Annotated in this window: 23 protein-coding genes; 12 read left to right on the forward strand and 11 right to left on the reverse strand. The window is 49.3% G+C overall.

The annotated features are described in order from the left end of the window. Positions 1-132 precede the first annotated feature (132 nt). From R6242_RS07005 to R6242_RS07025, 5 genes are all read left to right on the forward strand, one after another. Positions 133-894, forward strand: a complete 762-nt coding sequence (locus R6242_RS07005; protein ID WP_318425493.1) for a putative type VI secretion system effector — start codon at positions 133-135, stop codon at positions 892-894. A 4-nt stretch (positions 895-898) separates the two neighbouring features. Next, a complete protein-coding gene (locus tag R6242_RS07010) occupies positions 899-1636 on the forward strand; it encodes a putative type VI secretion system effector (RefSeq protein WP_318425497.1) in 738 nt (245 codons plus the stop codon). 67 nt (positions 1637-1703) lie between these two features. Further along, positions 1704-2195 carry a hypothetical protein gene (locus R6242_RS07015; protein ID WP_318425499.1) on the forward strand — a complete coding sequence of 164 codons (492 nt, stop codon included), beginning with the start codon at positions 1704-1706 and terminating at the stop codon, positions 2193-2195. A 36-nt stretch (positions 2196-2231) separates the two neighbouring features. Continuing rightward, positions 2232-2567, forward strand: coding sequence for a hypothetical protein (locus R6242_RS07020; RefSeq protein ID WP_318425502.1), 336 nt, complete (start codon positions 2232-2234; stop codon positions 2565-2567). Positions 2568-3151: 584 nt separating this feature from the next. Beyond that, positions 3152-3454 carry a DUF2325 domain-containing protein gene (locus R6242_RS07025; RefSeq protein ID WP_293933086.1) on the forward strand — a complete coding sequence of 101 codons (303 nt, stop codon included), beginning with the start codon at positions 3152-3154 and terminating at the stop codon, positions 3452-3454. Between the two features lie 34 nt (positions 3455-3488). Here R6242_RS07025 and R6242_RS07030 read toward each other — a convergent pair whose 3' ends face one another. Beyond that, positions 3489-4067, reverse strand: a complete 579-nt coding sequence (locus R6242_RS07030; RefSeq protein ID WP_318425506.1) for an ATP-dependent Clp protease proteolytic subunit — start codon at positions 4065-4067, stop codon at positions 3489-3491. Positions 4068-4261: 194 nt separating this feature from the next. Between R6242_RS07030 and R6242_RS07035 the strand changes: the two genes are divergently transcribed. Next, complete coding sequence (locus R6242_RS07035) at positions 4262-5413, forward strand: nitronate monooxygenase family protein (protein ID WP_318425509.1); 1152 nt, start codon at positions 4262-4264, stop codon at positions 5411-5413. 268 nt (positions 5414-5681) lie between these two features. On the opposite strand, the gene R6242_RS07040 is transcribed toward R6242_RS07035, so the two are convergent. Then, complete coding sequence (locus R6242_RS07040) at positions 5682-7832, reverse strand: heavy metal translocating P-type ATPase (RefSeq protein WP_318425512.1); 2151 nt, start codon at positions 7830-7832, stop codon at positions 5682-5684. Between the two features lie 222 nt (positions 7833-8054). Here R6242_RS07040 and R6242_RS07045 point away from each other — a divergent pair, with 222 nt between their 5' ends. The 4 genes from R6242_RS07045 (at position 8055) to R6242_RS07060 (ending at position 10918) form a co-directional block, all read left to right on the forward strand. Then, complete coding sequence (locus tag R6242_RS07045) at positions 8055-8396, forward strand: helix-turn-helix domain-containing protein (protein ID WP_293933092.1); 342 nt, start codon at positions 8055-8057, stop codon at positions 8394-8396. Beyond that, a complete protein-coding gene (locus R6242_RS07050) occupies positions 8396-9643 on the forward strand; it encodes a HipA domain-containing protein (protein WP_318425516.1) in 1248 nt (415 codons plus the stop codon). The genes R6242_RS07045 and R6242_RS07050 overlap by 1 nt, the downstream gene beginning before the upstream one ends. A gap of 31 nt (positions 9644-9674) precedes the next feature. Next, positions 9675-10106, forward strand: coding sequence for a Cd(II)/Pb(II)-responsive transcriptional regulator (gene cadR, locus R6242_RS07055; RefSeq protein WP_318425519.1), 432 nt, complete (start codon positions 9675-9677; stop codon positions 10104-10106). Between the two features lie 248 nt (positions 10107-10354). Continuing rightward, entirely contained in the window at positions 10355-10918 is a 564-nt protein-coding gene (locus R6242_RS07060; protein ID WP_318425522.1) for a DUF4442 domain-containing protein, read from the forward strand. Between the two features lie 310 nt (positions 10919-11228). Here R6242_RS07060 and frdD read toward each other — a convergent pair whose 3' ends face one another. From frdD to glsA, 9 genes are all read right to left on the reverse strand, one after another. Next, entirely contained in the window at positions 11229-11591 is a 363-nt protein-coding gene (gene frdD / locus R6242_RS07065; RefSeq protein ID WP_318425525.1) for a fumarate reductase subunit FrdD, read from the reverse strand. After that, entirely contained in the window at positions 11591-11995 is a 405-nt protein-coding gene (locus tag R6242_RS07070) for a fumarate reductase subunit C (protein ID WP_318425527.1), read from the reverse strand. The genes frdD and R6242_RS07070 overlap by 1 nt, the downstream gene beginning before the upstream one ends. After that, positions 11992-12741, reverse strand: a complete 750-nt coding sequence (locus R6242_RS07075; protein WP_318425530.1) for a succinate dehydrogenase/fumarate reductase iron-sulfur subunit — start codon at positions 12739-12741, stop codon at positions 11992-11994. The genes R6242_RS07070 and R6242_RS07075 overlap by 4 nt, the downstream gene beginning before the upstream one ends. After that, positions 12738-14516, reverse strand: coding sequence for a fumarate reductase (quinol) flavoprotein subunit (frdA, locus tag R6242_RS07080; RefSeq protein WP_318425532.1), 1779 nt, complete (start codon positions 14514-14516; stop codon positions 12738-12740). The genes R6242_RS07075 and frdA overlap by 4 nt, the downstream gene beginning before the upstream one ends. Before the next feature lie 223 nt (positions 14517-14739). Further along, entirely contained in the window at positions 14740-15765 is a 1026-nt protein-coding gene (locus R6242_RS07085) for an AAA family ATPase (protein ID WP_318425534.1), read from the reverse strand. After that, positions 15744-16322: a nicotinamide riboside transporter PnuC gene (pnuC, locus tag R6242_RS07090; protein ID WP_318425536.1), complete on the reverse strand. Its 579-nt coding sequence runs from the start codon at positions 16320-16322 to the stop codon at positions 15744-15746. The genes R6242_RS07085 and pnuC overlap by 22 nt, the downstream gene beginning before the upstream one ends. Positions 16323-16534: 212 nt before the next feature. Beyond that, positions 16535-17902, reverse strand: coding sequence for a hypothetical protein (locus R6242_RS07095; protein WP_318425538.1), 1368 nt, complete (start codon positions 17900-17902; stop codon positions 16535-16537). 2 nt (positions 17903-17904) lie between these two features. Further along, the gene (locus R6242_RS07100; RefSeq protein ID WP_318425539.1) at positions 17905-18516 is read right to left on the reverse strand and encodes a hypothetical protein; all 612 of its coding nucleotides are present in this window, start codon (positions 18514-18516) and stop codon (positions 17905-17907) included. Between the two features lie 468 nt (positions 18517-18984). Next, positions 18985-20001, reverse strand: coding sequence for a glutaminase A (gene glsA, locus R6242_RS07105; RefSeq protein ID WP_318425541.1), 1017 nt, complete (start codon positions 19999-20001; stop codon positions 18985-18987). A 405-nt stretch (positions 20002-20406) separates the two neighbouring features. Here glsA and R6242_RS07110 point away from each other — a divergent pair, with 405 nt between their 5' ends. After that, on the forward strand, positions 20407-20775 hold the full coding sequence (locus tag R6242_RS07110) for a hypothetical protein (RefSeq protein ID WP_318425543.1): 369 nt from the start codon (positions 20407-20409) through the stop codon (positions 20773-20775). 8 nt (positions 20776-20783) lie between these two features. Further along, positions 20784-21173: a VOC family protein gene (locus R6242_RS07115; RefSeq protein ID WP_318425545.1), complete on the forward strand. Its 390-nt coding sequence runs from the start codon at positions 20784-20786 to the stop codon at positions 21171-21173. Positions 21174-21199: the final 26 nt, after the last annotated feature.

A 21199-nucleotide genomic window follows, 5' to 3' on the forward strand; every position in this document is an offset into this window, starting at 1 on the left:
TAGCAGCAGGGCAAGTGGTAGTCGTTGCTAGACTAAATATACCCTTTTGAATTCATAAAAAACAACAAAGCAGAGAGCGATGAGCTTTGGCTATAAGTACCTCAGGCATTAATAATTTCATATGAAATGGGAATGGAAAGTGCTAGTTGTTTAACAAATCAAGTGCAAATGAAAAAATATCAACTTATCAAAGGCATCGTCAGCGATTTGCAAATCAGTCATGGTTATGAAGATCTGGTTTTTACAGATAGCATAAAAAATACAGCAGGGAGTGCTGCGTCTGCAGCTGCTTTAATGGGGCAAGTATTTAATGCTGGCACTTTAGCAACAGCATCAGGTGGCGCTGAAATCAGCATGCAGTTTTTTACCTGCAAGTTAGATGAAAAAAGAGTTGCTGGCCGTTTTTATAAAATAGGCTTTAAAGATGGCGAAGAGATTGAATTTGTCGTCGAGAAAGAGGGCGATATTTACGCTGTTTTAGCAGCCAGAAGTGCCAATCAGCGATTGATTTGGATGTTGCCTCAACATTTACGTGGTGAAAAAGCACACTTTAAAAACGACATAAAATGGACAGTAATTTGCTCAATATTTGGTCCAATAGTATTTTCAATACTGTTATATATACTTGCACCTGAAAGCATCCCTGAGGTGCATCTTTGGAGACACCCAATTCCTTTGGGTGTTGCTTTTGTACTGTCTTTCTTAGGGAGTGTTATTTCTCGCTATTACTTTAGTCGTTTTGGTAAAGCTACTACACCTATTTTTGCCGCATTGGGTTATGAGCACCCAGAAAGTGTCGATTTACCAGCAATAAGTAATGCTGCACATAAACGCTATAAACAAGAGCATGGTAAGTTTGCCACTTCAGAGCCCGCATGGACTTGGCGTTATTGATTCAATGGATATTCAAAAAAATTATGTATTAATAAAAGGTGCAATCAGTGATTTGCAAATCAGCCATGGTTATGAAGATCTAGTTTTTACAGATAGCATAAAAAATACAGCAGAGGCTGCTGCTTCTGCTGCTGCTGCTTTAATGGGGCAGGTATTTAATGCTGGCACTTTAGCAACGGCATCAGGAGGCTCTGAAATCAGCATGCAATTTTTTACGTGCAAGTTAGATGAAAAAAGAGTTGCGGGACGCTTTTATAATGTGGGCTTTAAAGATGGCGAAGAGATTGAATTTGTTGTCGAGCAAGAGGGTGATATTTACGCTGTTTTAGCAGCCAGAAGTGCCAGTCAGCGTTTGATTTGGATGTTGCCTCAACACTTGCGTGGGGAAGAAGCTCATCTAAAAAGTGATATTAAATGGACCATTATTACTACAATTATTGGAGCTATTTTATATGCTATTTTTCTTCACCCATCAGGAATAAAGGATGATTTACTAGAGCCTATGTGGAGCAAAGTTTTTAATTGGTGTATGCCATTTGTTTTAGGCTTGGTTTTTAATGTGATAATTAGAATTTTTTTTAATCGCTTTGGAAAAGCTACCACACCCATTCTCGCTGCATTAGGTTTCGAAAGTCCAGAAAATATTGACTTACCTGCAATAAGTCGTGCCGCACATAAGCGATATAAGCAGGAGCACGGCGTATCGGCCGATTTGGATCCTGCATGGGTTTGGCGTTATTAAATACATAAAAATATACTAGCCATAGTGCCCACACGAACAATATTTTATAACAAATATAAACAGCCATATGACTAAATCGCTAAAAAATCGCACTTCCAATGAAAAAAAGGCGAGTAGAACTACGAATGTTGGCTCGCCCAATATAGGACGCCTCACTAACAATGGAAAACCTTATTTGCGCGTCTCTTTTATGCGTAATGGAAAGATATTTCAAAAGAAATTTTACGAGCATCTTTTAGGGGGACGGCAGCAAACTTTGCTTATTGCTCAAGAATGGCGGGATCAAATGTTTATTCTTTATCCTATTTATAATACCCAGCTACATGCCGCCACACACCTTTGCAAAGATAATACCTCTGGCCGCACTGGCGTGTTTTTACGTAAGATAGTGAGAGTTAAAAATAGCAAGATACACAACTATCTATTCTGGCAGGCTCAGACACCAACAGGAACCAAGCCATTTCAAAGCAAAAGCTTTTCAATACTGAAATATGGTACTGACCTTGCATATAGCATGGCTGTTACTGCCCGAGAAGGTTTTGAAAGCGCACTTAAATAAAGCACCCCTCAATGATTAACAAAAGAATTTAAATTTATGCCCAACAATGAAAAACCTATCAAAATAACCCCTGACAATACGATGGATGTATTTACTAACTCAGATGGGATTTTGGTTTTTTCTTCTAAAGATTCAATCAGCATGGATTTAACGAGCATTAAATCTGTTGGCATTGAAAATATTGTTGATATTGATAAGCACGAAATTACGCCATTATTTGACTCGGTATCTCATTACATCAAATTCCGTGGAAAAGGCGAGGTGCAGTTTTCTTATAATCTAAATGGCAAGCTCCTCGAGCTTGCCACTACAGACGTTCAAATTGTTATCAGGCGCAATGAAAACATTATTTTTAGACGAATGCCCGATTAGAGTCTCAAGCACTTTATTTCACTGTTTTCAAATACTACTGAACAGCTTTAATTTCTGCCGCGTTCGACGCTGAATCATTCGTCTCGGCGTCCTTTGTGCAAGCGCCTCCTAGTGGCATTCCAATAATCTACAACGCTGGGTGGTCGCCTCAAGCATCTCGCCCGGCGGGGGCAGCACTTGGCTGGAGGTTCGGATGACAGCGCCCTCCCATGGGGGGAAATGACCGTGACAGGCTGATACCTAACCCGTCGCTTAAGCCGCCCTACTGCTTAGCTAGAACGTTAGATATCGAAGTGGCCCGAAATAACCTGCCAAGACCGGAAATTGTCAAACCAGTTGTCGCCTCAATCGCTTAATTTTATGCCGTTCTTTGCTCCGCTTTTTTCCTTACAACCACCGTTTCAATTTCCGATGACTTTCCGACTGAATACATACAGAAATACGCAAGGTAAAATTACTGGGCTTGCACTGTGGCTGGCAAAAAAAACAAATTATGGTTATATTCATTGCATTTAATATTCTATATGGAACTATAAAAAGCGGCTACGCTACATGCATACCTTTTGATCAGTCAGGGGCAAACCATGCAGGCGTATATTGTTGGAGCAGACCACCTAGGGCATATCCCCAAATTGCTCGCCCACTATGGCATTACAATAGGCGAGCATATTACCGGCAGAAACCCATCGCATCAGCGCAAACCAAGCTGTTTAAAAGATATGGATATCATGATTTTATTTACCGATTTTTTAGGCCATAACGTCATGAAAAACTACCGTGCCGCGGCTGCCGCGCACCGTATGCATATCGTTACCTGCCGCAGATCACAAACTGCGCTGCAACAATCCCTACAAAGCTGCCCAGCCTTTAGCCAGATCAGCAGATAATGCAAAACGCCCTCAAAACGGAGGGCGTTGGCGTTTATTCTAGATCGGCATAGCTTTGAATCACCCTTGAGACTAGGCCGTATTCAATGGCTTCCTCTGGGCTCATCCAGTAATCGCGATCGATATCGTGCAATACTTTTGCTTGGCTTTGCCCCGTTTCTCTGGAAATCACCGCAGCAATGCGCTCTCTCATACGGATGATTTCTTTAACTTGGATTTCCACATCAGAAGCCGAGCCGCCCATGCCGCCGCTAGGCTGATGAATCAGAAAACGCGTGTTTTCTAAGCAAACGCGGCGCTCTTTTGGCACCGCCAAGAAAATATGCGCCCCCGCACTCGCTACCCAGCCGCTACCGATCATATTTACTGGGGCACGAATAAATTTGATGATGTCGTGGATCACATCGCCGGATTCCACATGGCCACCGGGGGATGAAATCAGCACATTAATCGGCTTGGCAGATTCTGTGGCCAGCGCAATGAGACGCCTAGCGGTGTCTTTTGCCATGACATCGTTGATGGGGCCAATAATAAAAACAAAACGCGATTCAAAGGCTTTTTCTTCCAGAAAGGCATCTTGCGAGCCCCCTGTTGACGCGGCTTCTTCAGACATTAAATGCTCCCTAGATGGTTAAACTTACAAACATCAACAGCAATCATAATGGAATACGCGCAGATTGCCATCTTTATTACATTATGCAGCCCAGAACTTCCTTACTAAATGCCTGAGCATTGACCCTAAGCAATACCCTTTAAGCTCACTTCGCCTACTCTGTTGAATACTTCGTAAGGATAAACAGAAAAAAAATGAGCTTTAACTCACTCAAGCTCGCTGGGCGAGAATTACTCCCCATTGTGCAAGGCGGTATGGGTGTCGGAATTTCGGCACATAAATTAGCGGGTGCAGTGGCCAAAGAAAATGCCGTTGGCACCATTGCCAGCGTGGATTTACGCCAACATCATCCAGATTTGCTGGCCCAAACACACCGCTGCCTAGATGCAGATTTAATCGATAAAGTGAACCTAACCGCGCTAGACCGGGAGGTTCGCGCGGCAAAAGAGATCGCCAATGGCTGCGGCCTGATTGCCGTCAATGTAATGAAAGCCGTGCGCGATCATGTGGCATTGGTTAAGCAAGCTTGCGAAAGCGGCGCAGATGCCATTGTTATGGGGGCAGGCCTGCCGATTGATTTACCAGAAATGATCGCCGATTTTCCCAAAGTAGCCCTGATCCCTATTTTGTCTGACGCGCGGGGTATTGCCATTATTTTAAAAAAATGGCTAAAGAAAGGCCGCCGTGCCGATGCGATTGTGATAGAGCACCCCGGCCACGCAGGTGGGCATTTAGGCGCTGCACGCATCAGCGAAGTGCATGATCCACGCTTTGATTTTGCCAAAGTGTTAGCCGATTGCTACGCCCTATTTGAAGAGCTGGGACTAGGGCGCGACGCTCCCAAGCTGATCGTGGCTGGCGGCATTGATAGCCATGAAAAAGTAAGCCATTGGCTAAATAATGGCGCAGATGCCGTGCAGTTGGGCACGCCTTTTGCGGTTTGTGAAGAAGGCGACGCGCATATCAATTTTAAACACACCCTGATTCATGCCAAGGCCGATGACTTGGCCGAGTTTGTAAGCGTGGCTGGCCTACCCGCCCGTGCCGTTGCCACGCCGTGGCTAAAACAATATCTGCGCCGCGAAAGCCATTTGCAAGCCCTCGCCAAAGCCGACCCACGCCGCTGCACTCAGCGCATGGATTGCCTAAGCCATTGCGGCTTGCGGGATGGTTTAAGCAAGGTCGGCCAGTTTTGTATCGATTTAAAACTGGCCTCGGCCATGCATGGCGACGTGGATAAGGGGCTGTTTTTTAGAGGCAACGGCAGTCTTCCTTTTGGCGAAGCTATCCGTCCGGTGCGTGAGCTGATTGATTATTTGATGAATGGCAGAATGCAGGCGGTTTAGGTTTATGCGAGCAAAACCCAAATCTTGAACCACAGAGGACACGGAGTTACGCGAAAAAAACCAAGGTCAATAATTTGTTTTATTTGTGTTTTTCGTAGATATCTACTTTATTTTAGAGCCTTAGGGTGGGTTAGGCCGCCAATATACTCAATAGAAACACAGCATCATCCAAGCCGTAAGCCACCGCCGCGCCACGGTGGCTTACGGCCGAAAACGTTTTCATTTTTAATGCGCAGAAAACGCAGCCTAAGCCACCCTAATAAACTCTTCACTCCCTTAACAACCTCAAACCATTTAACACCACCAGCAAGCTCACCCCCATATCGGCAAATACCGCCATCCATAAGGTGCCGTGGCCTGCCAATGTGAGCGCTAGAAACAGCGCTTTCACCAGCAATGCTAGTGTGATGTTTTGCACCAAAATACGATGCGTGGCTTGCGATAGGCGGATAAATTCTGGGATTTTGCGTAAATCATCGTCCATCAGCGCTACATCGGCGGTTTCGATGGCGGTGTCTGTACCTGCCGCGCCCATAGCAAAGCCAATATCGGCTCGCGCCAATGCAGGCGCATCGTTAATCCCATCGCCCACCATGCCGCTAGCTGAAGGCAAGCCCTCAACGATGCGCAGCTTATCTTCCGGCAAGAGGTTGCCGTGCGCCTGAGTGATGCCTAGCTGCTTTGCCATCGCAGCCACGGTGTGGGTGTTGTCCCCCGATAAAATCACCGGTTCTACGCCCAGTTTTTTGAGCTGAGCGATCGCCTCTAGGCTATTTGGCCTAAGCGTATCCGCCACGGCAAACAGCGCCAGCACCTTATCTGCGGCCAGTACCACCACCGATTTTCCCTGCACTTCCAGCGCTTCTAATTGCAGCTCTAGCGCTGGCGAGCAAAGGCCTAGCTCTTCGATCAAACGGTGATTGCCCATATGGTAGAGCGTGCCGTTAATTTGGCCGCTCAGCCCTCGCCCTAGCAGCGCTTTAACCTCGCCGACTTCAGCGTAATCGCTGATCTTTGCAGCAATGGCTTTAGAAACAGGGTGATCCGAACGCGCCCCAAGGCTAGCGGCGATGCGCTGGGCATCCGCGATGCTGACATCTGCCAGCGCAATCACATCGGTTTGCACTGGTTTGCCAAAGGTCAACGTGCCGGTTTTATCTAACGCCAAGCTTTTTAATTTGCGCCCTTCTTCTAGGTAAGTGCCGCCCTTAATTAAAATGCCCAGCCGCGCCGCACGGGCAAGGCCGCTAACGATGGTGACTGGCGTAGAGATCACCAGCGCACAGGGGCAGGCAATCACCAGCATGGCTAAGGCTCGGTAAATCCACTCCAGCCATGCGCCTCCCATCAAGAGCGGCGGCACAATCGCCACGGCCAGCGCCAGCGCACAAACTGCGGGGGTATAAATCTTGGAGAAGCGATCAACAAAACGCTGCGTTGGCGCACGCACGCCCTGCGCCGCCTCTACCGCATGGATAATCCGCGCCAGCATGGTGTTGCCAGCCGCCGCCGTTACCCGATATTCAAACGAGCCGGTTTCATTGATGGTGCTGGCAAACACCGTATCGCCCACTGTTTTTTCTACCGGCAGACTTTCACCGGTAATCGCAGCCTGATTAATAAACGAGTTGCCAGAAATCAGCTCGCCATCCAGCGCAATCCGTTCACCCGGCTTCACCCGCAGCACGCTGCCTAATGGAATATCTGCGGCGGGCACATCCAACCAACTGCCGTCAGGCTGGCGTACCGTCGCTTGCTCTGGGCTGAGCTGCAGCAAACCACTGATGGCATTGCGGGCGCGCCCTAGCGATTTGGCCTCAATCAGCTCGGCAAGGGTAAATAGCACCATAACCATTGCCGCTTCCGGCCACTGCCCAATCAGCAAAGCCCCACTCACCGCAATACTCATCAAGGCATTGATATTTAAATCGCCATTGGCAATGGCAATCCAGCCCTTTTTATAGGTGCTTAGCCCGCAGACCAGCACCGCCACAATCGCCAGCAGTGCCGTTAACCAAACTGGCATGGACAACCAATCGCAAGCCTCTGCCCCAACAGCAAATATTCCGGCCAGTGCCAGCGGCCACCAAGGCTTCGCCAGCTCCACCGTTTGCACCTTGCTGCCGTCATCCAGCTTGGGCGTAAAACCCAGCTCGGCAATCGCCTGCAAAATAGCGGGCAAAGCCGCCTCGCTATGCGATACCGTGAGCACCCGCTGCAGCAAATTAAACTGCAAGCCCTTTACATCACTCATCCCGCCCAGCTTTTTACGGATCAGCCCTTCCTCGGTGGGGCAATCCATTTGCAGGATATAAATCCTACTCAGCACGCCATCTGCCTGCGGCAAAGGCGGTGGGGGCGTACCAATGGCTCGGTAACGAGGCTTGGCGGCAGATGAATGATTGCAACAGCTGGACATGATGCGTACTCCTGATAGGCTTTAGAGCATTACACAGCCTGAAGTCACTATAGGGTCAAGTTTAATTTTACAAAATGGCGACTGCGGTTTATTTATGAGCAGTTTTGTTAAATACGCACATCACGGATTCACTTTTTTTCTGGCATCATAAATATACACTTCAAAAAAATAATCTATTACAATGGATGTTAATTATCTTAATAATTACTGTAATGGATGATTATGGCCAGAACACCCACCACTCCCCTTGACCCACTACAGCGCGATGCCTTGATCTCCCTTGGCCAACGTTTACGTATCTGCCGAGCCAGCCGGAGTGATTCAATTGAGCGCATGGCCGAGCGGATGCAGTGCTCCATCACCACCTATATGGCACTAGAAAAAGGCCTGCCTACCGTTCAGATTGGTTTTTTAGTCAAGGCGCTGGCCATTCTGGGCTCGCTAGACAGCTTGCAGCAGGTCGCCCCCATTTCGGCGGATGTGCTTAATAAAATAGCCAGCGGCACAAAGCGGGTGCGCGGGCAGAATGCAACGACGCCGGACGAGAAGGAAATTGACTTCTGATGGACAACTTAAAGCAGTTCATATTGGGGCTCTTTCAGCCCAATGCCACAATGGCCACCCCAGCTGCGCTGGTAAAGCTGGAGCGAAACGGCCTGATGGAATACGGCACGCTAAGCTATGGCCGCCGCTATTTGCAAACACACGCCCTAAGGCTCCACCCTGATCCTGATATTGCAAAGCCCATTAGCGATTTGCTTCCCCTTAGCTTACGTGATGACGGTGCACTCCCCCCTTATGTGCTCGATTCCTTGCCTGATACTTGGGGCAGGTTGGTGGTTGCTACCGCCAACCCCGGCGTAGCGATGGACAATATAGAGCTGCTTAAACGCACCAATGCTAATCGGGTTGGTGCCGTAGTTGTAATGCATGATCAGCCTGAAACCCAGGCCACCATGTCGCTTGCCGAATTATTTGAAGGCGCCATGAATATTCAGTACGCCATCGATGTGCCGGCAGATATTCGTAGGCTACTCACCTTGGGCGGATCATTGGGTGGCGCACGACCCAAGGCGAGTCTAATGCACAACGGTGCATTATGGCTGGCCAAGTTTGCCATGCGTGAGGATACGTTCGACTGCCAGCGAGTTGAGGCTGCAACACTCAGCCTGGCAAAAAAGTGTGGCTTAAGGTGTAGTGAGTTTGAAACGCAAACAGTCCATCGTTCAACCGCCCTACTTGTAAAACGCTTCGACCGGCAGCAAACAGCGGATGGCGAATGCCGAATCCATTTTCTTTCTGGCTCAGGCCTACTCAACCTGCCTTTTAAATCAGGCATGGGGAGTTATGTTGAGTTAGCCAAGGCTTTAACACGCTTTGGTAGCGCTCCCGCTCAGGATTGTCAGGAGTTATTTCGCCGTATGCTATTCAATATCCTGATCGACAATACCGACGATCACCTTAAAAACCATGGCTTCTTACATGACGGCAAGGGCAAATATCGTCTGGCACCGCTTTATGATGTACTCCCCCAAGCAACAGGCCATGGCTATATGGGCCTTGCCCTTGTGGGCAATAATGATGCGCCATCTATTGCAGATTTACAGGCGAATGCCCATGCCTTTCATTTTCGCCCACCGGAAGTGATCCCTATATTTGAGGCACTACTGAGGCAAATCCAAACACAATGGCAAAGCACCATGCTTGAAGAAGACGTAGAGCCAAGAGATCTCGCCCGCTTAGCCAGAACCCTTGACCCCTTACACCAACGCTGGCAAGCAAGACTGCGCGATGCTGACGCAGTAAACTGAGACCACCACGCCCCAACAAAGAGTATGCATCATGAAGATCGGCGAACTTGCCCTAGCGGCCCAGTGCACAGTAGAAACCATTCGGTATTACGAAAAAGAAGCCTTATTGCCGGAGCCTGCCCGCACCAGCGGCAATTATCGTGATTACAGTGATCTGCATTTAGAGCGCCTAAGCTTTATCCGCAATTGCCGAGCGCTGGATATGACGCACCAAGAGATTAAGGCGCTGCTGGCGCTGATGGATAGCGGCGACGACAATTGCGCATCGGTTAACACCCTGCTTGATGCGCATATTGAGCACGTTAGCGTGCGCATTGCGGAGCTGCTTAAGCTGGAGCTGCAGCTTAAAACACTTAGGCAACAATGCCAAAGCGAGCAATCGGTACAAGAGTGCGGCATTGTGCAAGGTTTAAACAATATGGAAGTCAGCAATGCCCCAGAAAGGCATACTCATTTAGGCTAGCAGCCTGTTGGACTTAGGCGGTCGAAAGCGAGCAATCGCATAAACGAGGGCAGATTTTGCAGCCGACTGATGCTAAGTCCGACAGACTGCTAGAGCCGCTAGAGCCGCTAGAGCCGCTATCGGCAAGCATGATGCTTTTTTTTACTAGCTAAGTTCACTTTTTTAGTAGCAAGTTGCAAGCGCTCATTGCACGTTTGATGTAATTGCCCGTACGTTTCGTAAGCTCGTTATTTACACATAGGCCATCCATGTCCCCTTTTTTTAGAAAGCTATCTCTTTACATCGTTGCCCGCCCGCGCCTTGCGGCCAAGCTGATGAAATTTGGCTTTAACTGGTTTCCGGCAATTCGCCGCACCGGCTGTAAAGTCACTGAAGTATCGCCCGATGTGCGCTATATCCGCGTAACGCTGCCGCTAAATTGGAAAACCCGCAATATCAACGGCACCATTTTTGGCGGCAGCATGTTTGCCACAACCGACCCTTTTTATATGAGCATGCTGTATTTCAATCTGGGCGATGAGTATGTGGTGTGGGATAAAGGTGGCACCATCCGCTTTAAGCGCCCTGGCCGTGGAGTGCTGCTGGCCGAATTCAGAATTGACGAGGCCGAGCTGCAAGAAATCCGTGATCTGCTCGCCCTTACTCCAGAAATAGACCGCATTTATCCGATACAACTGATCGACCAAAAAGGCTATGTCTGCGCCGAAGTAGAGCGCGTGCTGTATATCGCCCACAAAAGCGCTTACGACAATAAAATGGCCGAGCGTCGAGCCAAAAGGGATGGGCTTGCCGCCGCTGCAGTAGAAGGCTAAATGTGCGGGATGCAGCTTGCTTATGTCGGCGCATCACTTGGGCGCTGCTGTTGAGTTATAAATCTGGCGGCTTGCAGCCCTTTGCGACAACTAAAGTTACATAGAGCCTTAGAGTGTATGAAATAGCGCTAAACCTTGAATCACAGAAGAATGAGCGCACAGAGGACACAGGCTCGAATCGGAGCTTTATTTCCTCCGTGAAACTCTGTGGGTCTCTGTGTTCTTTGTGATTCAAGATTTAACCAACGATTTATATAACTATTTTTTTCTTGGCTCATATAGGCGTGCACCCGCTATACGAAGAATGAATTTAAGCCATGACCAGCAAAGCCCACCCCGCCAGCATGGTCCCCACAAAAGCAATGCCATAGCAAAGCAATCTTGCCAAGGGGCCAGTATGGATGCCTACATCGTGCAGGCTATGAAAAATGCGGTGTACTGCGTGCCATAAAAACAGCGCAATAATGGCAAACAAAAAGACTTTGCCAATAAAGTGCTGAGCAAAGCCTTGCATGTTGGCGTAAGAAAACACTTCAGCAGGCAAGATGCCGAGCGGCACGGCAAAGCTGGTGATAAACACCAGCATGGCACCAATCAACGCAGACAACATGCCGCCCGCACCAAATAGCAGCCAAAAGATGGGCTCATTAGTTCGTTTTAACTCAGCTTTCATCACAGCCCCCTAGCTAAAAAGCAGACCACAGCCAGCAGTAAGCCACTGGCTAATACGGCGGCAACAATGCCTGTTGCTGTGATGACTGCCGCCCCTAGCCGCTGACCAGAAATAATCACGGGGGGCAAAGTGCGCGGCATGATTTTGAACCAAGTGTAGCCGTGGTAAAGCATCATCAGCAGAATGGCGAAGTTAATCAGCAGCATGATCGCACTGCCGCTAAACACCAGATAAGCATTCCATGCGGCCTCGCCACTGGCTAAGCACAGCACGCCAGCCAGTAGCTCTAGCGCATAAGCTAAAACAAAAAACGCCGTGCCCTCGTGCACCATATATTCAATAAAGAAAGGATCGCGACGCCACCAGCCAGCCATGGGGCGGATGTAGGGTTTTCTGGCGCTCATTTGCAGCCCTTCGTGTTCGTTGGCAAGAAGCGAAAGAAAAAGTCCTTCGCGCTGGCCATTTTGTTGATATTCACCGCATTGGCTGGGTCCACCATCTTTGGGCAAACCTCAGAGCAGTAGCCAACGGCGGTGCAGTTAAACACCCCTACTTCAGAGTTAATCAACGCTTTGCGCTCCTCTGCGCCGCCATCTCTGGAATCCAAGTTATAACGCTGCAACAGCGCAATCGCACCAGGGCCAATAAAGTCAGGATTTAAGCCCACTTGCGGGCAGGCGGCGTAGCACAACATGCAGTTGATACAGCCTGCAAATTGCGAATAGACATCCATTTCGGCGGGTGTTTGCAGATATTCGCCTTGCTCCAGTGCGCGGACGTCTTTGGGGATGAGATAGGGTTTTACGCTTTCTAGCTTTTCGATAAAGCTGTCCATCACTACCACCAAATCGCGCTCGATAGGGAAATGCGCCAGCGCCTCAATTTTTACGCCATTTGGATGATCGCGCAGAAAAGTCTTACAGGCGAGCTGCGGCTTGCCATCCACCATCATGCCGCAACTACCACAAATGGCCTGGCGGCAAGACCAGCGAAAACTTAGCGTGCCGTCCAGCTCGTCCTTGATATAGTTCAGCGCGGCCAAAAGCGATAAATCATCGCTATAAGGAACGACATAATCCTGCCAAATAGGCTGCTGATCTTGCTCGGGGCGGTAGCGCAGTACCGATACTTTAATGCTTGCCTCACTCATGCTTTGCTCTCCTGCAATTCGGCAGCTTCACCTGCTGCGCCATAGGCGCGCACTCTGGGTGGGGAGCGGGTGATTTTTACATCGCCGTAAGTCAGCGTGGGGGCAGCGCTGCCCTGATAATGCGCTAGCGAGTGCTTAAGAAAATTCACATCATCGCGCTCTTCAAAGCCATCCAAGCGTTGATGCGCGCCGCGTGATTCACGGCGGTTCAGCGCCGAATGGGCAATGGCTTGGGCTACATCTAGCTGGTAGCCAAGCTCAATCGCTAGCAGCCATTCGCTATTCCAAACGGTGGATTTATCTTCGATATTGATGTATTGAAAGCGGGTTTTTAGCTCGGCTAGTTTGTCGCAAGTGGCTTGCATGCTGTCGTGCAGGCGATAAATGCCGCAGCCTTCTTCCATGGTCATCGCCATTTCGCGGCGGATATCAGCAACGCGTTCACTGCCAGTTTGTGCTTTAAGCTGCTGTGCGGGCAAAGCGGCGGCCTCGGCCAGCTTGAGTAAAGCCGCGCTATCATGCGGCGGGGCCGAGTGGGCAAAACGCGTGGCCGATTCGCCCGCCACTTTGCCAAATACCGATAACTCGGCCAAAGAGTTAGACCCCAAGCGATTCGCCCCGTGTATCCCTACGCTGGAGCATTCACCGGCGGCAAATAGCCCCGCCAGTGGCGCTGCGCAATGAATATCCACCGGAATGCCGCCCATGGTGTAATGCACCGCAGGGCGCACTGGGATGGGCTCGGTAACGGGGTCTACCCCCATAAATTCACGTGCCAGTTCGCAAATTTGCGGCAAGCGCTCGTGCAGCACTTTGGCACCTAAATGGCGTAAATCCAGATGCACTACCGCGCCATAGCGGCCTTCAATGGTGCGATTTTTTTGCATTTCATGCCAAAAGGCCTGCGATAAGCGATCACGCGGGCCCAGCTCCATGGCTTTGTTGCGCGGCTTGTCGCTACAAGGGCCTAGGCCGTAATCCTGTAGATAGCGATAGCCCTCTTTATTGAGCAGAAAACCACCCTCGCCCCGGCAGGCTTCAGTAAACAGTAATCCAGTGCCGGGCATGCAGGTAGGGTGGTATTGCACGAATTCCATATCGCGCAGCGGCACGCCATGGCGATAAGCCACCGCCATGCCATCACCAGTCACGATGCCGCCATTTGTGTTTTCGCGAAATACCCGCCCCGCACCACCGGTCGCCATGACTACCGCGCCAGCTTCAATCAAAATAAATTCGCCGCTAGCAATTTCGATCGCCAACACACCCTGTACGCGGCCATCGGCCACGATAAGATCGAGCATAAAGTATTCGTCAAAGCGACGAATCGAAGGGTATTTGATTGAGGTTTGAAACAGCGTGTGCAGCATATGAAAGCCGGTTTTATCGGCAGCGAACCAGGTGCGCTCAATCTTCATGCCGCCAAAGGGGCGAACATTGATATGGCCGTCGTCCTTACGGCTCCATGGGCAGCCCCAATGCTCAAGCTGCACCATCTCACGCGTGCATTCGCCGACAAAATAATCGACTACATCCTGCTCGCACAGCCAATCGCCGCCAGACACCGTGTCATTAAAGTGATGCTCAAGGCTATCGTGCGCCTGCACCACCCCCGCCGAGCCCCCCTCTGCCGCCACCGTGTGGCTACGCATTGGGTAAACTTTAGAAAGTAAAGCCACCGTTTGCGTTGGGCCTGCCTCTGCCGCAGCAATCGCCGCCCGCAAACCCGCCCCGCCCGCACCTACAATCACCACATCCGCTTTATATACCCGCATACCACTCCTGCTTACGCCTCAGCGAATAAAACCTGAAGCTACACAATGTAGGGCGATTTAGCAGAGTACCGCTTGATCCTGATCACATAGCGGGCGCTTAGGTAAGCGTAAGTATTAAATATCTTACGTCAAACATAAATACTCCAGCTTGACTAAGAAGAGAGCTAAAGACTAAGGCGTAGAAAACGGGCACGCGTTATCTAGAAGGAGAACCCACGCAGATTTACATCCGCAACACCGCAATCACTTGCTGCACCCGCTGCGCTATCGTTCCAGTGAGCAGGGTGTACGCTACGCCGCGCTTTATAAGCTGCTGCTCATGCCATAGGTGCTGGCGTTGGCGAAAGGCATCCCCTTGGCGTGTGCCGTCTTGCACAAAAGCAAAATCAGGGGCGAGTAAGAAGGTGAAGGAATAGGTGCGCTGGGCCAGTTGTAATAGCTGCGGGTTTACCTTAGCAAACATCGCTTGGCTATAAAAAAGTGTACTTAAGGGCGTGGTATCGCAAAATAAATACTGCCGAGCTTGCGTTTGCAACTGCTGCTCGCGTTGGATTTGAGTTTGAGCAATCACCAATAAATCAGCGTATTCAAGCTGGCCATCTTTTGCCTGCCACAGCTCGCGGCCATATTCGGCGGCGTAGAGCGTGGCAAACTCATCGGCCAGCCGCTTGGCTAAGGTGCTTTTACCGCTGGATTCGCCCCCCAGCAAAGCAATGCGTTGTATATCTGGCAGCATAAAATCCTGATAAACCCGCGCCGAAAGCCATTGCTTTGCCTGCTGTGGATTATTGCGAATTTGCGTGGCACTAATGGGAAACTGCTGGCGATCGGGATCAAAAGCAATGTGCTGCACAGGATGAGTAGCCGTTGATAAATAGGCGGCAAAGCCTGGGCCATAGCTTTCACTACTAAATACCCTGTCTGGCCTAAAGCCAAGGCGCAGCAGCACTTGCCGCACAAATTCTCGCTGTACATTATCTGATGCACAATCATCCGGCAGCTGCAGCTCGGGCCAGCTTGCCAAGCGAGCGGCATCCAGCACACACACTTGTGCCCAAGGAAAGGCTGCCTTTAGCCATTGCCGCCGCAAAGTGCTGTGACTCAATACCTGGCTGGTATAACTAAGCAGCAAAAGCTGATCACAATGCTGCCTAGCAAAGTTAATCAGCGCCTCATGGCCTAAATGCAAGGGGGCAAATTTGCCGACAATTAATCCATATCGCAGCATCAGGAACGCACGTTGACGCATTGCAGCTCGCGCCGCCAGCAATACAGGCCATACAGCACATTGCACCAGTACAGCAGATAAAAGATTGCCGTAAGCGTTAGGCCACGGGATAAATACAGCGGAATTGAAATGCTATTGACCACCAGCCAGCAAGGCCAGTTTTCTATTCTGCGCTGCACCAGTAAGAGCTGCGCCAGCACGCTAAATGTCAGCACCAGAGAATCAATATAGGGGGCGTAGGCATTGGTAAAATAATGCAGAAGCGTACCGTAAGCCAGTGCCACGAGCAGTGCCAAGGCTACACGTAAGGCAATAAACTGGGGCTTGGATCGCCGCACCGGCAAGGCGCTGCCTGCATGGCCGCGCAGCCATTGCCACCAACCTAGCAAACTGGTCACAATAAAAAACAGCTGCAAAGTGACATCGGCATACAGCTGGCTACTAAAAAACAGCCAAGCAAATAAGCCGCAGCCCAGTAAACCCACCCACCACGTATGCGGGCTGTTTCTGGCGGCAAGCCAGACTGAAATGGCAAAGCTAATGTTGGCGGCAAGCTCAAGAGGGGTAGTAGCAAACATGGTGGCCTTAGATTACTTTGCTGATGTTACGCAGTAAGATCAAAAAATACGCAACCAACTAAAAACACAAACTGCACAAGCAGATGCCGCATGACCCTTACTTTTTGATTATTAAGTAACTCATCTACGCATTATGCTAAAAAAGCTGAGAGAGATTCTCACTGTTTAATCCATTTTTTTCGTGGATAAATAGTCTTTGTGTATAACGTCAGTTACTTTATTGAAACCGGCTCTAAAATATCCGAAGTGTATTGAATAACTTTGTCCTTGAAAATTGTCCCCTCAGATATTTGGATGGCCCATTCGCCTAAGATTTGCTGCAATACCTGCCTGATTGCATCTGGCGCGGCGGTTCCAACGTAGCGCATTTCTAAAGCACCATTGGCGGCCTGATGTAGGGTAAATTGCGCCAAGGCAAAGGGCTGCATGGCTTGGCTGATATCCACATTATTAACCCAGCGTCCATCAAAACTTTTAAAACGCACCGGTGGCCGTCCACTTAGGCCAATCAATACTGGCAAGCCATCCCGTATTTGCAATGAGGCATAATCGCCGGTGCGATAGCGGCGCAGTGGCAGCCACGGGTTAAAGCCGCCCGTTAGCGTGATTTCGCCCCGCTCCCCCTGCACCACTTCCCGCCCTGTGGCATCCAAAATCTCTAGCCAAAGCCAAGGTTGCAATAGCACATGGCCACCACGGGCCGCGTCGTAAACCGCAATCGGTCCTGCCTCATTCATCGAGTAAATATCCAACACTGGGCAATGAAAACGCGCTTCTAATTTTTGGCGAACCCCCGCTAACATCTGCATTGAGGTGGATAAAATAGCCCTTGGGCAATGCCGCAAAGGCAGTGCCGCCAAAACCATTAGCGAGATAGGGTCTCCCGTAATTAGCTCTGGGGCCAAATCATCCAAATAAGGTGCGGGGTCAAGCGGATCTCGCCACTCGCTGGGGTTGAGGTTGATTTTAATTAGCCCCGCCTCGTTTTGCAGTGGGTTAAGTGATACATAGCTAAAGCAGCGTTGCTGCGCCCCAATCAATGCCACACCTAACTGGCCGCTAGCTGCCGCAGGAAATACATTAAACAAGGCTAAAGCGCGCCGGTGAAAAGCCTGATAGCGTGCGGCCACTAAGGGATGCGAAGGCACGATTAAAGGGTGGCCGCTGCTGCCACTGGTGCTAAACGCAATCAGCTCATCCAGCGGTAAGCCATTAGGAACAAATTGAGTCACATCTCGGCTTAAATCTGCACGGCAAGTGGTGGGCAGCTGCAAAAAATCCAGTGCATCGTTCCCCAAAAAATACGGCACATCGCGGCGGCACATGGCTAAAAAATCAGTCAGCCAAGCAGGCTGCGCCTTAAGATTGGATGAAATCAAATGGGGCAATGGGGCAATTAAGGCCTGTTGGATATACGCACTGACGGCAGCTTGATGGGCGCGGCTCAAGCGGTGCCCACTTTGATTACGGTAGTACGGGGCGTGGGGATGACAGATTAATCGCTTAAGTAATGCTAAGCCCGTGGCGGATATATCGGGAAAATAATCAAGATGAATGCCTTGCTCCATAGCTGCGGCCACGGTTATTCACGCATCCATTTGTCTGCCGCATTTTGTGCTTCTTCCCGCGCTAGGGCAGCGCGGATTTTCTCTGCACGCTGCGCGGGTGTTTGTTGGCGGATTTCTTCAGCCCGGGCCAGAATATCGGCCTCTTCTTTTGTGAGATCTTCGCTGACTCTTTGTTCTGGCGTTAGTGCGGCCCGACGCGCTACTTCAGCAACGCTAATATCCCATTCGCGCTGCTCTGCTGCGCTCATCACCACTTCAGCGCTATTTTCCACCTTGGTAGTCGGCTCGGCGGGCGAAGCATCAGGGCGGCCGCGCATAATCCAGCCAAGGTTCATAACGGTCATGAGCAATAGTAAAAACATCATCAGCCACAGAGCGAATAGCCAAAAGCTCCCTGCGGCATAACGCTCATAACTCGCGATAGATGATCCTAAAAGTAGACCAAACCCCGAAACTAAAGCCGGCATTTGCCCCTGTGCTTTCTCGCGCCCAAAGCCCCAAAGTAGCAATAAATAAGCTAAGGCGCTGTTTAAGCATAAATCAATCAGGCTATGGCTTGGCAGCTCGGCGTAGTGGGTGCTTAGGCCCAATAATCCAAGGCCAAGAATAAGTTGTATTAGCCACATAGGGCACCTAGGGTCTGTTGACGTTTCATTCACAATTGCGCTGAGGCGGAAAACGGCTAGGCACAAGGCATGCGACGAAGGTCATAACGAGTTATTACCGAGGAGCATAACGCAGTGAATGGCCGTTTTCCACCTCAGCCCTTCGGGTTGACTGCATTTTTGGGGCTGCACGGCGTTAAAAATCGCTCATGGTACTCGTACCATGTCGCAATTTTTGCCTTGTTCAGCCCCAAAACTGCAGCCAACGCAGCCGTGAATGAAACGTCAACAGGCCCTGGTAATCTGACGAAACATTTAAAATAGCTGACACTTTGCCAGTATATCGGATGGCCCGATTACGCTCGCAAATCAATCACCAGCGTTACCGTGAGAACGCTTTTGCCGCAAGTTTTTAAGCAAAAAAACGCCGCTACCCAATGCAGGATAAGCGGCGCTTTTGCATTAAACGGGGCATGCTGCCCGCTTTAATTACTTCAGCGGATGTGAAGCCAATGGATTGCCACCCAATGCATTAGAAATATCGGCAATCGCTTTTTGCGCGCGCACGCTATTACCTGCGCCATCCAAAGGCGGTGAGATCACCGCAATGCCAAACTTACCTGGGGAAACAGCGATAATGCCACCACCCACACCACTTTTTGCCGGTAGGCCGGTTCTATATAGCCACTTGCCAGAGTCGTCATACAGGCCGGCGGTCGCCATTACGGCCAAGATTTCTGGCACGTTTTCGGTTTTAACCACTTGCTTGCCAGTTAGTGGATTCTTGCCGCCATTGGCCAGTGTGCCCGCCATCATGGCCAAATCTTTGGCATTAACGCCAACAGAGCACTGGCGCGTATAGATGTCAGTCGCACGATCTGGGTTGGATTTGATCTTTCCGTAAGCGTACATTAAGCGGCCAATGGCTTGGTTGCGCTGATTGCTTTCGGCTTCTGATTGGTAAACGTCGTTGAGTACTTTAAGCGGGCGGCCTGCGAAATCGCTATAAAACCCAGAAATTTTGCCCCAGATTTCATCGTACGTTTCACCCTTCACCATGCTGGTTGCAGCAATGGCACCAGGATTAACCATGGCATTCATTTCTGCGCCTTTATTTTGCTCAATAGCAACAATAGAGTTAAACGCTTGGCCCGTGGCATCTACACCTTGATTATTAAGAATAGAGTCTGCACCCGATTCTTCAATCACCTTTGCCATAGTAAATACTTTAGAAATCGATTGAATCGAAACTTCCGTTGTTACATCGCCCTTGGTATAAACCTTGCCATCTGCCGTGACTAAAACAATGCCATATATTTTGGAATCGACTTTAGCTAAAGCAGGGATATAGTCAGCATTTTTGCCTTCTTGCAAACCTTTGTAATTATCATAAGCGGCATTGAGTGCCGCCTCGATATCGGATTGCTTAAATAAATCTTTCGCCTGGGCTGCGCCACTGAGTGCCAGCGCCAGTGTTACGGCTAAAATGCTGCTGCGTTTTTTCATCGTAAAACTCCTTATTTACATTTCTTTGAAGTGAAACTTGCAGTGGCGAATATACCAAAAAGTTTACTAGAAAAAGCCGCATTAAGTCTCTTGTATAAATTTTAATAAAAAGGCATGAAAATATGTTTTTGTACTAAAAAAACATACCAAACGAATAAAAATACCAACAAGTGATAAAAAAATGCGTACTAATACCACTACCAATAAAATGGCAAATGATAAGGAATAGCAAAAATTAACGGTGTTTAAACCACGCCAAACAGACACGCTTGAGGCGACACATGAAAGCTTTCAACAATCATTGCGCGTCCTTTTTATATTATTACAAAAGCCATGCAACTAGCTTTGCCAATGTTTTATATAAATGATATCGTCATCACAACACTTTTATTTAAAGCCAAAAATATGCGTAAATTTAGCTGGGAATCACGCCTAGGCTCCGCCAGTATTTTGCTGCTTTTGATCCTAATTATTAACCCAGAAATAAGAGCGTTCTTGCTATTAGCTGAATTACTTGGCACCGAAGTCTTGCTTATTTTTATCTATGGACAATTACGTTTTTACGGACTTTATTCTTTGCCCTACCTAAGCAAAGCCACTGCAGGCGCATATTTGTATATAGGCAAAGCTATTGGGCCATTCTTTTGGCTTTACGAGGTATTATTTCGCCGCCAATATATGCACACCATGCCTTATATCGTAATGGATAAAATAATATCAATTAGAAATCTCACCAAGAAATTCAACTCTTGCGAACAAAACCAATCATTTTAAGAATAAATATGCTCCATCACATTTCATTTGGTATCAGCAATATTCAGCGCTCGGCTTTCTTTTACGATGCAGTGCTCGCAACGCTTGGCTATACACGCGTCTGGGAGGATCTTGAGGGCGACGATGCTGCCATAGGTTATGGCATTACAGGCGGGGGCGATCAGTTTACTATTAAATTACGCAGCCCTAGTTACGCCCCTAGCGCTGGGTTTCATTTGGCTTTTACTGCCCCAAACAGGGCAGCAGTGGATGCTTTTTATCAAGCGGCGCTTGCCCATGGCGGGCAAGATCATGGTGCGACAGGGCTGCGCCCTGATTACGGCCCGCATTATTACGCCGCCTTTGTGCTAGACCCCGATGGTTATCACATTGAAGCGGTCATTAACCAAGCAAAATAAACCGCTACAGCGGGGCAAGCACACGC

This window comes from Iodobacter sp. CM08 (genome assembly GCF_033446605.1).
Lineage (GTDB): Bacteria > Pseudomonadota > Gammaproteobacteria > Burkholderiales > Chitinibacteraceae > Iodobacter.

Excerpts from the sequence above, each read along its gene's own strand:
- R6242_RS07005 (WP_318425493.1), top strand. The coding sequence starts at position 133 with ATGGAAAGTGCTAGTTGTTTAACAAATCAAGTGCAAATGAAAAAATAT.
- R6242_RS07010 (WP_318425497.1), top strand. The coding sequence starts at position 899 with ATGGATATTCAAAAAAATTATGTATTAATAAAAGGTGCAATCAGTGAT.
- R6242_RS07015 (WP_318425499.1), top strand. The coding sequence starts at position 1,704 with ATGACTAAATCGCTAAAAAATCGCACTTCCAATGAAAAAAAGGCGAGT.
- R6242_RS07020 (WP_318425502.1), top strand. The coding sequence starts at position 2,232 with ATGCCCAACAATGAAAAACCTATCAAAATAACCCCTGACAATACGATG.
- R6242_RS07025 (WP_293933086.1), top strand. The coding sequence starts at position 3,152 with ATGCAGGCGTATATTGTTGGAGCAGACCACCTAGGGCATATCCCCAAA.
- R6242_RS07030 (WP_318425506.1), bottom strand. The coding sequence starts at position 4,067 with ATGTCTGAAGAAGCCGCGTCAACAGGGGGCTCGCAAGATGCCTTTCTG.
- R6242_RS07035 (WP_318425509.1), top strand. The coding sequence starts at position 4,262 with ATGAGCTTTAACTCACTCAAGCTCGCTGGGCGAGAATTACTCCCCATT.
- R6242_RS07040 (WP_318425512.1), bottom strand. The coding sequence starts at position 7,832 with ATGTCCAGCTGTTGCAATCATTCATCTGCCGCCAAGCCTCGTTACCGA.
- R6242_RS07045 (WP_293933092.1), top strand. The coding sequence starts at position 8,055 with ATGGCCAGAACACCCACCACTCCCCTTGACCCACTACAGCGCGATGCC.
- R6242_RS07050 (WP_318425516.1), top strand. The coding sequence starts at position 8,396 with ATGGACAACTTAAAGCAGTTCATATTGGGGCTCTTTCAGCCCAATGCC.
- cadR (WP_318425519.1), top strand. The coding sequence starts at position 9,675 with ATGAAGATCGGCGAACTTGCCCTAGCGGCCCAGTGCACAGTAGAAACC.
- R6242_RS07060 (WP_318425522.1), top strand. The coding sequence starts at position 10,355 with ATGTCCCCTTTTTTTAGAAAGCTATCTCTTTACATCGTTGCCCGCCCG.
- frdD (WP_318425525.1), bottom strand. The coding sequence starts at position 11,591 with ATGAAAGCTGAGTTAAAACGAACTAATGAGCCCATCTTTTGGCTGCTA.
- R6242_RS07070 (WP_318425527.1), bottom strand. The coding sequence starts at position 11,995 with ATGAGCGCCAGAAAACCCTACATCCGCCCCATGGCTGGCTGGTGGCGT.
- R6242_RS07075 (WP_318425530.1), bottom strand. The coding sequence starts at position 12,741 with ATGAGTGAGGCAAGCATTAAAGTATCGGTACTGCGCTACCGCCCCGAG.
- frdA (WP_318425532.1), bottom strand. The coding sequence starts at position 14,516 with ATGCGGGTATATAAAGCGGATGTGGTGATTGTAGGTGCGGGCGGGGCG.
- R6242_RS07085 (WP_318425534.1), bottom strand. The coding sequence starts at position 15,765 with ATGCGTCAACGTGCGTTCCTGATGCTGCGATATGGATTAATTGTCGGC.
- pnuC (WP_318425536.1), bottom strand. The coding sequence starts at position 16,322 with ATGTTTGCTACTACCCCTCTTGAGCTTGCCGCCAACATTAGCTTTGCC.
- R6242_RS07100 (WP_318425539.1), bottom strand. The coding sequence starts at position 18,516 with ATGTGGCTAATACAACTTATTCTTGGCCTTGGATTATTGGGCCTAAGC.
- glsA (WP_318425541.1), bottom strand. The coding sequence starts at position 20,001 with ATGAAAAAACGCAGCAGCATTTTAGCCGTAACACTGGCGCTGGCACTC.
- R6242_RS07110 (WP_318425543.1), top strand. The coding sequence starts at position 20,407 with ATGCGTAAATTTAGCTGGGAATCACGCCTAGGCTCCGCCAGTATTTTG.
- R6242_RS07115 (WP_318425545.1), top strand. The coding sequence starts at position 20,784 with ATGCTCCATCACATTTCATTTGGTATCAGCAATATTCAGCGCTCGGCT.